Annotated in this window: 11 protein-coding genes and 1 pseudogene; 3 read left to right on the plus strand and 9 right to left on the minus strand. The window is 61.6% G+C overall.

Features of this window, described 5'->3' with window-relative positions; translation table 11 throughout:
• Positions 1–48: 48 nt before the first annotated feature.
• Together purD and ASG19_RS02965 are read right to left on the minus strand one after the other, a co-directional pair.
• A complete protein-coding gene (purD, locus tag ASG19_RS02960) occupies positions 49–1320 on the minus strand; it encodes a phosphoribosylamine--glycine ligase (RefSeq protein ID WP_062453667.1) in 1272 nt (423 codons plus the stop codon).
• An 81-nt stretch (positions 1321–1401) separates the two neighbouring features.
• Positions 1402–1617, minus strand: a complete 216-nt coding sequence (locus ASG19_RS02965; protein ID WP_062453668.1) for a hypothetical protein — start codon at positions 1615–1617, stop codon at positions 1402–1404.
• Between the two features lie 223 nt (positions 1618–1840).
• Between ASG19_RS02965 and ASG19_RS02970 the strand changes: the two genes are divergently transcribed.
• From ASG19_RS02970 to ubiA, 3 genes are all read left to right on the plus strand, one after another.
• Positions 1841–4141: a Tex family protein gene (locus ASG19_RS02970; protein WP_062453669.1), complete on the plus strand. Its 2301-nt coding sequence runs from the start codon at positions 1841–1843 to the stop codon at positions 4139–4141.
• Between the two features lie 155 nt (positions 4142–4296).
• Positions 4297–5553, plus strand: coding sequence for a cyclopropane-fatty-acyl-phospholipid synthase family protein (locus ASG19_RS02975; protein ID WP_062453670.1), 1257 nt, complete (start codon positions 4297–4299; stop codon positions 5551–5553).
• 129 nt (positions 5554–5682) lie between these two features.
• A complete protein-coding gene (gene ubiA, locus ASG19_RS02980; RefSeq protein ID WP_062454835.1) occupies positions 5683–6642 on the plus strand; it encodes a 4-hydroxybenzoate octaprenyltransferase in 960 nt (319 codons plus the stop codon).
• 70 nt (positions 6643–6712) lie between these two features.
• Here ubiA and ASG19_RS02985 read toward each other — a convergent pair whose 3' ends face one another.
• The 7 genes and pseudogenes from ASG19_RS02985 to ASG19_RS03015 all read right to left on the minus strand — a co-directional run bounded on the left by ASG19_RS02985 (position 6713) and on the right by ASG19_RS03015 (position 14559).
• The gene (locus tag ASG19_RS02985) at positions 6713–7279 is read right to left on the minus strand and encodes a DUF6101 family protein (RefSeq protein WP_062453671.1); all 567 of its coding nucleotides are present in this window, start codon (positions 7277–7279) and stop codon (positions 6713–6715) included.
• Between the two features lie 227 nt (positions 7280–7506).
• Positions 7507–7980 (minus strand): DUF523 domain-containing protein, encoded by a 474-nt coding sequence (locus ASG19_RS02990; RefSeq protein WP_244476068.1) that lies wholly within the window; start codon positions 7978–7980, stop codon positions 7507–7509.
• A gap of 173 nt (positions 7981–8153) precedes the next feature.
• Positions 8154–10310, minus strand: coding sequence for a glycine--tRNA ligase subunit beta (gene glyS / locus ASG19_RS02995; RefSeq protein ID WP_062453673.1), 2157 nt, complete (start codon positions 10308–10310; stop codon positions 8154–8156).
• 1 nt (position 10311) lies between these two features.
• Positions 10312–10770, minus strand: a pseudogene (locus ASG19_RS03000) (DUF559 domain-containing protein).
• 279 nt (positions 10771–11049) lie between these two features.
• Positions 11050–12963, minus strand: a complete 1914-nt coding sequence (locus ASG19_RS03005) for a DUF2207 domain-containing protein (protein WP_062453674.1) — start codon at positions 12961–12963, stop codon at positions 11050–11052.
• Between the two features lie 14 nt (positions 12964–12977).
• Entirely contained in the window at positions 12978–13529 is a 552-nt protein-coding gene (locus tag ASG19_RS03010; RefSeq protein ID WP_062453675.1) for a LemA family protein, read from the minus strand.
• A gap of 94 nt (positions 13530–13623) precedes the next feature.
• Positions 13624–14559, minus strand: coding sequence for a glycine--tRNA ligase subunit alpha (locus ASG19_RS03015; protein WP_062454837.1), 936 nt, complete (start codon positions 14557–14559; stop codon positions 13624–13626).
• Positions 14560–14820 lie beyond the last annotated feature (261 nt).

The following is a 14820-nucleotide window of genomic DNA, read 5'->3' on the forward strand; positions in this document are numbered from 1 at the left end:
CAGGAGAATTGGTAAATTTTGAACGAAACCGCGGCTGCTGAACCGTCTCTAGCGGGTTTCGCGCTCGATGGCGCGCCAGCCGATGTCGCGACGGCAGAAGCCGTTTTCCCAGTCCACCGCGTCGACCAGCCGGTAGGCGTTTGCCTGGGCTTCCGCAACCGTTCTGCCTGTCGCGGTGACGTTGAGTACGCGGCCGCCGGTTGCGACCAGCGCGCCATCCTTCATCGCCGTGCCGGCATGGAAGATCTTCTCGCCCTCGCCTGCTGATGGCAGCGAGGCGATCGGCGTTCCCTTGTCATAGGCGGCCGGATAACCTTTCGAGGCCATGACGACGGTGAGTGCCACATCGTCGCTCCATTCCGCCTTTACCTCGTCGAGCGTGCCGGTGGCGGCGGCGTAAAGGATCTCCAGCAGATCGCTTTTCAGCCGCATCATCAGAACCTGGGTTTCCGGATCGCCGAAGCGGACATTGTATTCGATCAGTTCCGGCCCCTTGGCCGTGATCATCAGGCCTGCGAAGAACACGCCGGTGAACGGATAGCCGCTTTCCGCCATGCCGCGAATGGTCGGCTCGATGATCTCCTTCATCGTCCGCTCGACCATATCTTGCGTCATCACCGGGGCCGGCGAATAGGCACCCATGCCACCGGTGTTGGGGCCGGTGTCGCCATCGCCGACGCGCTTGTGATCCTGCGCGGTTGCCAATGCCAGCGCCGTCTTGCCGTCGGAGAGGCAGAAGAAGCTTGCTTCCTCGCCATCGAGATAAGCTTCGACCACGACCTCGGCACCGGCCGCACCGAAGGCGCCATCGAAACAGTCGTCGATCGCCGCCAGCGCTTCGTCCACGGTCATGGCGACGGTGACGCCCTTGCCGGCCGCCAGACCATCGGCCTTGACGACGATCGGCGCACCCTGCGCCTCGACATAGGCCTTGGCGGCGACGCCGTCCGTAAAGCGCTGGTAGGCGCCGGTCGGGATATTGTAGCGGGCGCAGATATCCTTGGTGAAGCCCTTGGACCCTTCGAGCTGGGCGGCGGCGGCGGACGGGCCGAAGACGGCGATGCCCGCCTGCCGGATGCGATCGGCAATGCCGGCGACCAGCGGCGCTTCCGGGCCGACGACCACGAAATCGATGGCCTCGCTGCGGCAAAATGCAAGGACCGCCTCATGGTCGTCGACATCGAGCGCGACCAGTTCGGCATTTTCGGCCATGCCGGGATTGCCGGGAGCGGCAAAGAGTTTCGTCAGTTTCGGTGATTGGGCAAGCTTCCATGCCAGCGCATGTTCGCGACCGCCCGTGCCGATAAGAAGAACCTTCATCTGCCGCCCTCGATTTATCATCTGTGCTGGCGGTTAAGGCGAGGGACGGAAAAGGTCAAGTCTCGCTGGCAAAAGCGGCATTCAAGACGGCCGGTCCGGTTGCTGACGAAAACTGTCGCTGCGCAATCTCAACGTTGCTTTGAATATCACTTTGTTACGAAAGGCCAGAAATGGGACAGGCTCGTTGCGCCGCGCCGCGTCCTGCAGTTTTTCGTCGAGATAGATGATCGCCGCCTCCAGTTCTTCGGAGCCAACGGCATCGTCGGACGCCAGTATATGGGCTATTTTGCTAGGCATTCATACCTCCTTACACGCCAAATCATGTGGCAGGAGCAACTATAGGATTCTGGCACAATGCGAGAAGGTGTCATCTCTTTTTCCACCGGTTCGCGGTTACCGACCGGTAAATGACGCCCCATTCCGAGACGACTGCCTGGGTAAACTGTGAACCGTTCCGATGGTCGGTTGTCTTGCCGCAAAGTTTGACTATGGTCTCGCCTCCTATCCAACGAGGACTTGCATGGCCGTCGAAAACCGCCTTCTCGCCGCCGTGATCGCCGCGGAAATCAACGCCCGCCCGGACCAGGCCATTGCCGCAATCGGGCTTCTGGACGAAGGCGCAACCGTGCCCTTCATCGCGCGCTACCGAAAGGAAGTGACCGGCGGACTGGATGACACCCAGTTGCGCAACCTTGCCGAACGGCTGATCTATCTTCGCGAACTGGAAGCACGCCGCGCATCGATCGTCGATTCGATCAAAGGCCAGGACAAGCTGACCGACGAGCTTGCGGCCAAGATCGGCAAGGCGGTGACCAAGGCCGAACTCGAAGACCTCTATCTTCCCTTCAAGCCCAAACGCCGCACCCGCGCCGAAATCGCCCGCGAGCGCGGTCTTGGTCCGCTGGCCGATGCGATCTGGGCCGACCGCACGCTCGATCCGGCCAAGCTAGCCGAGACATTCGTCAAGGGTGAAGTGACCGACGTGAAGGTTGCGCTGGATGGCGCGCGCGATATCGTCGCCGAAGCATTCTCGGAAAATGCCGACCTGTTGAAGCGGCTGCGCCAGCACATGCGCGACGGTGCTGTGCTGAAAGCCCGCGTGGTTGCCGGCAAGCAGGAGGCCGGCGCCAAGTTCTCCGACTATTTCGAGCATACGGAGCGCTGGGCCACCACGCCGGGACACCGTGCGCTTGCCATGCTGCGCGGCTGGAACGAGGAATTCCTGACGCTGACGATCGAGGTGGATGCAGACGACACCTCGCCGATCAAGCCGGCGCAGCGGATCATCGCGCTTGCTTTCCATATCAGCGACAAGGGTGCCGCCGACCGCTGGCTGATGGAAGTTGCCGGCTGGACATGGCGGGTGAAGCTTTCCGTCTCCCTCTCGCTCGACCTGATGCGGGAAATGCGTGAACGCGCCGAGCAAGAGGCGATCCATGTGTTTGCCCGCAATCTGAAGGATCTGCTGCTGGCCGCTCCCGCCGGTTCGCGCGCGACGATGGGCCTCGATCCGGGCATCCGCACCGGCGTCAAGGTGGCGATCGTCGATGCAACCGGCAAGCTTCTCGAAACCACCACCGTCTACCCCTTCCCGCCCCGCAACGATGTGCGCGGCACCCAGGCGGAACTCGCAAGCCTGATCGCCAAGCACAGAATTGAGCTCATCTCGATCGGCAACGGCACCGGCAGCCGCGAGACGGAAAAGCTGGTGGCCGACATGCTGGCCAACCTGCCGGGAGCCAAACCGACCAAGGTGATCGTGTCGGAGGCCGGCGCTTCGATCTATTCGGCATCCCAGGCGGCAGCAGACGAGTTCCCCGGCCTCGACGTGTCGCTGCGCGGTGCCGTGTCGATTGCCCGAAGGCTGCAGGATCCGCTGGCCGAACTCGTCAAGATCGAGCCGAAATCGATCGGCGTTGGCCAGTACCAGCACGATGTCGATCAGAACAAGCTGTCGCGTTCGCTCGAAGCCGTGGTCGAAGACGCGGTGAATGCCGTCGGCGTCGATCTCAACATGGCATCGGCACCGCTTCTGTCGCGCGTGTCGGGCCTCAGCAAATCGATTGCCGAGGCGATCGTTGCGCATCGCGACCAGAACGGTGCCTTTACCACGCGCCGGGAGCTCCTGAAGGTCGCAAGGCTCGGCAACCGCACGTTCGAACAGGCGGCCGGCTTCCTTCGCATTGTCAACGGCAAGGAACCGCTCGATGCGTCTTCCGTGCATCCGGAAGCCTATGGTGTCGCGAAGAAGATCGTTGCCGCCTGCGGCCGCGACCTGCGTTCCCTGATGGGTGACAGCGCAGCACTCAAATCTGTCGATCCGCGCCAGTTCATCGACGACACGTTCGGTCTGCCGACGATCAAGGACATTATCGCGGAACTGGAAAAGCCCGGTCGCGATCCGCGTCCGAGCTTCAAGACCGCGACCTTTGCGGACGGGATCGACGAGATCACCGACCTCAAGCCCGGCATGCAGCTGGAAGGCACCGTCACCAACGTGGCGGCGTTCGGCGCCTTCGTCGATATCGGCGTGCATCAGGACGGGCTGGTTCATGTCTCGCAGCTGGCGGACAAGTTCGTGAAAGACCCGCATGAGGTGGTGAAGGCCGGCGACGTGGTGAAGGTTCGCGTCGTCGAGGTGGATGTGAAGCGCAAGCGCATCGCGCTCAGCATGCGCAAGGACGGCGGCGACGCCCCACCTCCGGGCCCCCGCGGCGGTGATCGCGACAAGCCCGTCAATCCGAAGTTTGCAAAGACGGACAGCAAGCCATCTCAGGGCGCATTCGGTGCAGCGCTTGCCGAAGCTATGAAGCGCCGCTGAGCCTGCGACGCCCTGGATAACCTCGAAAGCACTCCGTTGAGCACTGGCTCGACGGAGCTACTTCCAGTTGTTTTTTTTCTGCGCTTGCAGTTGGATTGAAAGACGGTAGATTTTGATAATCAGCAAGGCATCCATCGTGTTCAGGAAGTGGGTCCATGACCTTGTCCCTTCACAGACTGCTTTCCAAGATCATCAGAAATGGCACTCTCATCGTCCGCGGCTCGGGCGGGGAAACCTATTACGGCAGCGGCGGCGGACGGACCGTTGCAATCCGCTTTACCGATGAAGCGGCCGAAAAGGCGCTGGTTTCCGATCCGCAACTGCAGCTCGGCGAACTCTATATGGACGGCCGGATCATCGTCGAACGGGGCGACATTTACGAGTTCCTGGCGCTCATCAAGGACAACACGCTGAAGGAAGGACTGACCTTCCAGATCCTCATGCGCAGCCTTGGCAGAATAATCGCATCGCAGTTTCGCAATCGTGTGCCGATCAACCACAACCGCCGCAACGTCGCCCACCATTACGATCTCGACGAACGGTTGTTCGCGCTGTTTCTGGACGAGGACTGGCAATATTCCTGCGCCTATTTCAACCCGCCCGATATTTCGCTGGATGAGGCCCAGATCGCCAAGAAGCGTCATATCGTGGCAAAGCTTTTGGCAGAACCCGGGCACAAAGCCCTGGAGATCGGCTCCGGATGGGGCGGCATGGCGATGTATCTGGCGGAATCGTCCGGCGTCGACGTAACCGGCATCACGCTTTCCACCGAACAGCTGAAGATTTCCAAAGAGCGTGCGGCACGACGCGGGCTTGCTGGCAGTGTGCGCTTCGAGCTGCAGGACTATTATCACCTTCCCGCCGACCAGCGCTACGACCGGATCGTCTCGGTGGGCATGTTCGAGCATGTGGGACGGCTGAACTACCGAAAGTTCTTCAACAAGGTCACCGACGTGCTGTCCGACGACGGCGTGATGGTGCTGCATTCGATCGGCCAGCCCTACCCGGCGGTCTATAACAATCCCTGGATGGACAAATACATCTTTCCGGGTGGCTACATTCCCTCGCTTTCGGAAGTTCTGCCGGCGATCGAGAAAGCGGGACTTCTGGTTTCCGACATCGAGATCCTGCCGATGCACTACGCTTATACGCTGCGGCACTGGCGCGAGCGCTTCATGGCGAACCGGGACAAGGCAATCGCGCTCTATGACGAACGCTTCGCGAGAATGTGGGAGTTCTATCTGGCCGCGTCGGAAATGGCCTTCACCCATGAGGCCTTTCACATTTTCCAGATCCAGATCGTCAAGAAGCGGACGGCCGTGCCGGACAATCGCGACTATATCTATGAGCGGGAGGCCGAGCTCTACGCATTCGAACAGGGCCGCATGCCGCTCGAGCAGATTGCAGGGTGAGGCTGGACGCGCTGAGCGGGGTCGATGGGGAAGATCATAGGCTGGAAGAGACGGCTCGCGGCGGGTCGCACCACCCTGTCCGGATCCTCCCGCTTGACGATTTCCACCACTGGGGGCATGACATCGGCCATGACCGAGAAACCAAATTCCGATGCTTTCGGCGGCCGCGTTTCAGACGCTCCATCCGACAATTTCGTCTATCAGGTGCTGCCGCGCGCCGCCTGGCCCTATGCGCAGCTGGCCCGCTGGGACCGGCCGATCGGCTGGCAGTTGCTGATGTGGCCGTGTTTCTGGTCGGCCGCGCTTGCCGCCAATGCGGCGATGGACGAAGGCATGTTCCAGCCCTGGCAGCTGATCTCGCATCTGGTGCTGTTCTTCATCGGGGCCGTGGCGATGCGCGGCGCCGGCTGCACCTATAACGACCTGATCGATCACGAGATCGATAATGAGGTGGCGCGCACCCGCTCGCGGCCGCTGCCCTCCGGCCGGGTGTCCCGCTTCGAGGCGAAGGTGTTTTTGGCGGTTCAGGCGCTGGTCGGGCTTGTCGTGTTGTTGCAGTTCAATACGTTTTCCATCCTGCTCGGCATCGCGTCGCTTCTGGTCGTCGCGATCTATCCGTTTGCCAAGCGGTTCACCGACTGGCCGCAGTTCTTTCTGGGACTGGCGTTTTCCTGGGGTGCGCTGATGGGCTGGGCCGGCGTGTTCGGGAGCCTTTCCTGGGCGCCGATATGGCTTTATGCGGCAGCCGTTGCCTGGACGATCGGTTACGACACGATCTATGCCCATCAGGACAAGGAGGACGACGCTCTGGTTGGCGTGCGCTCCACGGCAAGACTGTTCGGGGACAATACCAAGGCCTGGCTGATCGGGCTTTACGGTCTGACGCTTGTGTTTCTGCTGTTTGCCTATATTGCCGGCGATGCGGGCCTCTTTGCCTATGTCGGACTGATCGCCGCGACCGTCATGCTCGCCTGGCAGATCCTGATCATCAATATCGACAATCCCGACCAGTGCTTGAAACTGTTCAAGTTCAATACACAAGTCGGCGCCGTTCTGTTCGGCGGACTGATTTTGGGCCTCATATTGTAACTAAGGAAAAGCCCGGCTGTTCGGCCGGGCTTCGCATTTTCGCGGGCGGTGGTTCTTAAGAGTACGTCTCCTAACGCCGCGCGATGATTTCCTTGCCTTCGATCTTCAAGATAACACCGAGGCTGCCGGTTGCGCGGCGGACCAGGAAACGCGGGCGGCGCTCTGCGAAATAGGAATGGCGGCGGCGCGGCTTGGTCGTGGCGGTGCGAAGATCGCCGAGGTGGTTTTCCAGCGGACGGGCAATGCCATCGGCTTCGACCATCAGCATCGGAATGCGGAACGCATCCGACCAGCTGCGCCAGTCTGCAGCGATATCGCAGAGATCGTGGGCGACGAGAAGCGGGATGCAGAGATCCGGATCGTCGTGATGCAGTTCAAGCGTGACAGTGACGTCGCCATCGCCATGATCGATGGCGCGGGCGGCCACACCCTTGAAGGCGCGGGCCGGGAGAGCGAAGGAAAGCGGCAGACCGCTTTCCGGAAGGATCTTGCGCAGAACAGCTCCGCGCTCGTCGATGGTGATTGTTACATCTCCTGACGTCTCGTTCATCGCATAGGTGACCTGCTGCGGAAAACGTGACGGATCGATCCTCAATGTCGACCCTGCCCAGACGGGCTTCAGAACGGTATTCGTCATCGGTTGTGCTACCCTTGTTTTACCTGAGAGCCGTTTCCGGTGTTTCCGGCTGCGTATCTCTGCGGGACTTATGTCCTCTGATAGGCTCACAATAAGCGGGCGCTGTTCGAGACTGCTTAAAAATCGCGGTTAAGGAAAACCTGCCGTTTTGAATGGTTAGCGAAACCGCATATGCTTTAAGTTTCCGAAGGATGAACGGGATCAAGTGTGTGCCCCATCGGGACGGATCAGACCCGCACAGTGAGACGGTCGATCTCGGTATGGGAAAACACCTCTATTCCCGCGGAGATAAGCAGCGCCGCGGTGACGCCGTTGCCGGCGTGCTTTCTCCCGGAAAACGACCCGTCATAGATCAGGCCCGAGCCGCAGGACGGGCTGCCGTCGATCAGCAGCGCATGGGTGCAACCGTTTTGCCTGGCAAAATCCAGCGCCCGGCGGGCACCGGCCACAAACTCCGCCGTCACGTCGCCGCCGGTGATTTCGAGCACGCGGGCGCGACCGGCGAGCACGTCATCTCCCGTCATGCCATTTTCGATTTCAGCTGGCGGACGCGGCACGCTCATGCCGCCGGCAAGCTCGGGACAAATCGTCACCAGACGCCCCTCCTCCCGCCACCGCTCGATCGCCGGATGGACGAGCGGCTTGCCCGTGCCATCATAACGGACGGCATGGCCGAGAAGGCAGGCGCTGATGAGGATCATCGGCTGCTTCATGCGGATGGATCGAGATGGCGGAGGGCGTCGGCCTTTTCGTGCAGCATGGGGACGAAGTCTGCGAAGGGTTCGCCAAAGGTGATCTGCACGGGCTTGTTCATGGGCGTTGTCCTATCGGCTCCACGCTATGAAGATAGCACGGAGCCGATGGAGAACAAAGGTTAGGACACGATGCGGGAGAAGTCCGCAACCGTGGCTGTCGCCTCCCGGATCGCCTTCAGGAGAGCGAGACGGTTGGCGCGGATTGCGGCATCCTCGTCATTGACGAGGACGTCGCCGAAGAACGTATCGACCGGAGCGCGCAGCTTCGACAGGGCTTCCATGGCCGAGCGGAAATCTTCCTTGGCAACTGCGTCCGAGGCTTCCTTCGAGGCTTCGGAAATCGCCGCCCAGAGCGCCTTTTCGGCATCGAGCGTCAGGAGTGCCTCGGAAACGCCATCGGCAACGACGGTGCCCTTCTTCTCTTCGGCGGCCAGCAACTGCGTGGCGCGCTTGGTGCCGGCGAGCAGGTTCTTTCCGTCCTCAGAGGTGATGAAGGCCGTCAGTGCTTCGGCACGACGGGCCACCAGCAGCAGATCGTCAGCGTCGGGCGTCAGCACCGCATCGATGATGTCATGACGGGCGCCGAGATCGCGCAGATAGACTTTCAGGCGGTCGTGGAAGAAGGAGAGGAGGTCTGAATCCTTGGTGACCGCAAGAAGCGGCAACCGAACCTTCCGCTCCAACAAAATCCGCACGACACCCAGCGCTGCACGGCGCAGGGCATAGGGGTCCTTGGAGCCGGTTGGCTTTTCGTCGATGGCCCAGAAGCCGACGAGTGTATCCAGCTTGTCGGCGAGTGCCAGCGTCAGGCCGACCTTGTCTTCCGGCAGGCGGTCGGAGGGGCCGTTTGGCTTCCAGTGGTCTTCGATGGCGGCGGCGACCGATGCATCCTCGCCCTGCAGCAGCGCATAGCGGCGGCCCATCAGGCCCTGGAGTTCCGGGAACTCGCCGACGGCTTCGGTGCGCAGATCCGCCTTGGCCAGCACGGCAGCACGATCGACCAGAACCGGATCGGCACCGGTGATCGGCGCCAGTTCCTTCGCCAGTGCGCGGATGCGGGTGACGCGTTCGCCCTGGCTGCCGAGCTTGGCGTGGAAGGTGACGTTGAGCGCATCGAGCTTGGCCATGCGCTGGTCGAGCGACTTCTTGAGATCGAGGCCGAATTTTTGGGCCGAGGCTTCCAACGTCGCGAGATCAGGCAGGTCGCCCTGGTCGCGGGTCCAGAAATGGCGGGCGTCGGAGAGGCGTGCGCGCACCACCTTGCCGTTGCCGTGAACGATTTCCTTGCCACCATCCTTCGCCTCGATATTCGAGATGAGAATGAAGTGGTTGGACAGGCTGCCATCGTCAGTGCCCTGGCGACGGGTGACGAAGCATTTCTGGTTGGTCTTGATGGTGAGGCGGATGATCTCGGCCGGGATTTCCAGATAGTCTTGCTCGAACGTGCCAAGCAGCACATGCGGCCATTCGACGAGGCCGGAGACTTCCTCCAGAAGGCCTTCGTCCTCGACGAGGTCGAGACCGTTGGCGAAGGCGATGTCGCGCGCGTCGTGCAGGATCATGTCCTTGCGGCGGTCCGCATCGAGCATGACCTTCGCCTTTTCGAGGTTCGACACATAATCGTCAAAGCGGCGCACGGTGATGGCGTCGGGCGCATGGAAGCGGTGGCCATAGGTGATGTTGCCGGCGGTGATGCCGTCGATCTGGAACGGAATGACCTTGGTTTCTTCATGCTCGGTGCCGAACATGCAGACGATCGACTGCAGCGGGCGAACCCAGCGCAGGCTTTCAGGCCCCTTGCCCTCGATGCCGGCGAAGCTCAAACCCTTCGGCATGGAGGCAGCACCCCAGCGCATGGATTTCGGCCAGGGGAAGGAGCGGATGATGCCGGGCATGACCGCTTCGATGATCTCTTCCGCCGCACGGCCGGGCTTGGAGACGACGGCCAAGTAGAAATCGCCCTTTTTCGGATCGCTGGCGACCTGGGCTTGCGAGATATCGGCAAGGCCTGCCTTGCGCAGGAAGCCGGCGATCGCCTGTTCCGGCGCCTTGGTGGATGGGCCCTTGATCTCCTCGCGCTGATCGGCCGAGCGCGCGTTGAGACCGCGGATATCCAGGATGAGGCGCCGCGGCGTCCAGTATTCGCGAACGCCCTCATAGGTCAGGCCCGCATCCACCAGCGCATCGGTAACGAGTTTCCTCAGATCGCCGGCAGCCTTGCGCTGCATGCGGGCCGGGATTTCCTCGGAGCGGAGTTCTAGGAGCAGATCGGGCATATCATTCTTCCTCACCCTCCCCTTGAGGGGGAGGGTCGGACCGCAGGTCCGGGGTGGGGTGACAATCGTGTGCTTCTGCTAGCAAAGTTAAGCGCTGCTGCACAATGGAAAATATGGTGTCGAGAACGGCTTCGAGTTCGTCAAGCACTTCAGCATTCCAGAATCGGACGACGTGGTAACCCGACGCCTTCAGGTAAGCGGTCCGTTCGGCGTCATATCGGCGCGCAGTCTCCTGCGCATGCTGGCTACCATCCAGTTAGATGATCAGGCCGATCTGGTGGCAGGCGAAATCGGCGAAGTACCGGCCGATCGGGACTTGCCTGCGAAAATGCGTGCCTTCAATCGGGATCTTCCAGAGATGGCGCCAAAGCCTGGCTTCGGCATCCGTCGCGTTGTTTCGCAAACGACGCGCGTTGGCGACTTTGAAGCGTTGAAGTTTTGCCGGTTTTTCCTCTGCCATGCGCCACCTCGAGAGAGTGTTCGAAGCATGCAATTACCCCCACCCGCCGCTTCGCGGCGACCTTCCCCCTCAAGGGGGGGGTGAAGAAAGTCATGAGCCGCGTCCCCCTTGAGGGGGATGTGGTTGTGGCAGGGTCGAGGTTTCTGCCATGCGTCACCCCACGAGAGTGCTCGAGGCAGGCGTCACCCCCACCCGCCGCTTTGCGGCGACCTCCCCCCTCAAGGGGGAGGTGAAGGAAGTCACCGGCGACTTCACCTCCTCACGCGGAGGTGAAGGACACTACCAGCCGCCTCCCCCGCCTCCACCGCCGCCGCCACCCGAGGAGCCGCCGGTGGAGAAGCCTGAGGATGAGGAGGATGTGGGTTGTGGCAGGGTCGAGGATATGGTCGAGGCCATGGAGGAGGAGAAGCCGCCGATGCGGTCTCCGAAACTGTTGAAGCCGCCGCCGTGATACCAGGCGGCGGTGTAGGCGGCGCCGAGACCGGCTGCCGCAAGCCAGGTGTCGAATGCCTGGCTCCACGGCTTCTCGACGCCGAGCGCTACTGCATAGGGCAAAAGCTTTTCGAAATGCTGCGGCGACATTTCCGGTGCGCCGGCCATGTTCATGCGGTCCTTCTCGGCGACGGTCAGATAGAGGCGCAGGCCTTCGATCCCGTCCATCAGCTTGGCGCCGATCGGTGTCGGCGCGCCCATCAGGAAGAAGAACATGACGTTGGCGAGCACGATGCCGCCGACCGATACGAGCAGCGGCCAGTGATCGGTGCCGGTGAGTTCGGAAACGAGCGCCACCAGGACGGAGGAGACGATCGAGAGGGCGACGAGGCCGACAAAGCCGAGCACGACCACGGTCATGATGCGGCCAAACAGCGACGAGCCTCGCCGCAGCTTCTTGCCGAAGCCGACCGCGATGAAGCCGAAGAAGACGGCCACGAAGACCGGCACGATCAGCACGGCGATCATGTCCGGTTCCAGATTGCCGAACACAAGCAGGGCTATGAGAAAGACGACGCTGAGGCCGATGCCGCCGAGCACATAGCCCCAGTTGGCGTTGTAATATTTGCCGCGATGTTCGCGTTCGATCGCCTGCCGGAAATTCTTGCCGACGGTCTGCACAGTGGTGCCGTTGTTCTTGTCGATGACGAAGCTTTCACCCTTGCCGCCGACTGCCGAGAGAATGACGGACTGCCCGGCGGGCAGATCGCGGCCGCTGCTCTTATCGGTGCGCCTGATGACGATCTGCCTCGAGAGATCATCGAGCACGACATAGCCCTTGACGGCAAGATCGATGGCGCTCGCGGCAAAGGCGGTCCAGCCGCCGCCGGAAAAGCCCTTGTTGTCGATATAGTTGACCAGCGCCGGAGACAGGCCATCGGGCGCATCCCAGCGCGGAACGACGATGCCGCGGGCCGGATCGCGGCCGACGCGTTTCCAGACGGCGAAGTAATAGGCCAGCACGATGACGAGACCGGCGCCGGCGATCAGCGTGCCCATATGATCGCGCAGCCACCAGCTGCGTTCCTGATCCTTTGAGGGTACGGCCACGACGCCCTTCGGAAAGCCGGCAACGATCGTCAGCCCTTCCTGCGGTCCGAGCGGTCGCGTCGTCGAGAAGACAGCACTGTCGCCGTTTGCCTGCATGCGGGCATTGCGGGCGGTCGAGCCGAGCGGGCCGGTAAAGGCCGCCGTCTGCTGCACCTGCCCGCCATCCGGCAGCGTGACCCTGGCCGAGGCCTGGGCGATGCGGAAATCCCAGCCGTTGCCGGTGACGTTCCAGTAGAGTTCGTCGTGATCGTCAAAGTAGCGGATCTGCCGGTCTGTCCTGTAGGTGAGCACGAATGTATGCTCGCCATCACGCAGGAAAACGTCCTGGTCTCCGGAATAGATGCGGATGCCGCCGGCGATGGTCTCGGTGCGGTAGGGTTCATTGCGGCCATCGCGGGTGACGGAGACGATATCGAAGCCGACCCGAACCGTGCGTCCCTCGGCATCGACCATGGTCAGCGGAAAGTCGCGGAAGATGCCGCGGCGGATGCGGTTGCCTTCCGACTTGGCGACAATCGTCTCGGTCACCGTCAGCTCGCCATCCGGCGCGACTGAGATTTCGGAATGGTAGCTGCGGATATACTCCTCGGCAGCGGCCGGAAGCCATGCCGCGCAGACAAGCACAACAGCGAGAACAAGGCGCCGAACCATCAGCCGGCTCCTCTTTAGAATTTCACGGTGGGAACGGCGCGATCGGCCTCGTTGGTGATCTCGAAATACTCGCGTTTGGAAAAGCCGAACTGTCCCGCCACCAAGTTGTTGGGGAAGGTTTCCACCTTGACGTTCAGTTCGCGCGCAGCACCGTTGTAATAGCGGCGCGACATCTGGATCTCGCTTTCGATGGTTTCGAGCGATGCCTGCAGTTCGGAGAAATTCTGGTTGGCCTTGAGATCCGGATAGGCTTCCGCCAGCGCAAACAGTTTTCCGAGCGCCTGAGAAAGCATGCCTTCGGCCTGGGCACGGCCCGCGACATCGCCGGCCGGCACCGCCTGCGCCTGGTTGCGCAACCGCACGACCTCTTCGAACGTGCCCTTTTCATGGGCCGCGTAGCCCTTGACGGTCTCGATAAGGTTGGGGATCAGATCGGCGCGACGCTTCAGCTGCACGTCGATGCCGGACCAGGCTTCCTCGGCCATCTGTCGCGCCTTGACGAGGCCGTTATAGATGACGACGAGATAGACAGCCACGAGGGCAAGAATGCCGAGCGCGATATACATGACGAGAACTCCCCCGGATAACAATAGCCGGGCGGAGACTAAGTCGGGTTCAATGAATTGTCACTGGAAATCGGTGGGTTAGCCCGGAAACGCTCTAGGCAGCTTCCCGGCCGAGTTTGGCGCCGCCGGCATCCGTCAGCAGGAAGGCTTCGCCGCAGGCCTTGGCGAGCGTGCGCACCCGCAGGATGTAGCTCTGGCGTTCGGTGACCGAAATCACGCCGCGCGCATCCAGCAAGTTGAACACGTGGGATGCCTTGATGCACTGGTCATAGGCCGGGAAGACGCATTTGTGCAGCATCTGGTTCGCCTGATCCCCCGGCGCGCCGAAAGCGAGCAGCGCCTGGCATTCCTTTTCGGCATCGATGAAGTGACGGTGCAGCATTTCGGTGTTGGCGAATTCGAAGTTGTGGCGGGAATATTCCTGCTCTGCCTGCAGGAAGACATCGCCGTAGGAGATCTTCTCTTCGCCTTCGCGGCCGTTGAAATTCAGGTCATAGACGTTGTCGACGCCCTGGACATACATGGCCAGCCGCTCGAGACCGTAGGTCAGTTCGCCGGCGACCGGCGAGCATTCGATGCCGCAGACCTGTTGGAAGTATGTGAACTGCGAGACTTCCATGCCGTCGCACCAGCATTCCCAGCCGAGACCCCAGGCGCCGAGCGTCGGGCTTTCCCAGTCGTCCTCGACAAAGCGCACATCGTGCAGAAGCGGATCAAGACCGATCGCGGCCAGCGAGCCGAGATAGAGTTCCTGCAGGTTGGACGGGTTCGGCTTCAGGATGACCTGATACTGGTAATAGTGCTGCAACCGGTTGGGATTTTCGCCGTAGCGACCATCGGACGGGCGACGCGAGGGCTGCACATAGGCAGCTTTCCAAGGCTTCGGACCAAGCGCGCGCAGCGTTGTGGCCGGATGGAACGTGCCGGCACCGACTTCCATGTCGTATGGCTGCAGGACCGCACATCCCTTGTCAGCCCAATAGGCATGCAAGGTCAGGATCAGCGCCTGGAACGAGCGCTTCGGGTTCATGTGATCTGGCAGGGTCGTGGCGGTCATGGGACTGGTCGCTATTTGCTTATTTCCGGTGGCGTCAGGTGCCACGGGCGGGACTGGGGGTCAAGAGTTTTGCGGCATTCGCCCGGCTGCGGCCGCCGTTGCGAACCGCGACTCTGCCGGGCCAAACGTCACTTGATCAATCGCAATTCACGCAGGGGCAGGTCACCTATGGTTCAAAGCACCGTTCGGATAAATCTCTGATTTTGTTGCCAAGTATAGAACCAGCCAGACCGG

Origin of the sequence: Rhizobium sp. Leaf306 (assembly GCF_001423425.1) — a bacterium.
Classification (GTDB): Bacteria; Pseudomonadota; Alphaproteobacteria; order Rhizobiales; family Rhizobiaceae; genus Neorhizobium; species Neorhizobium soli.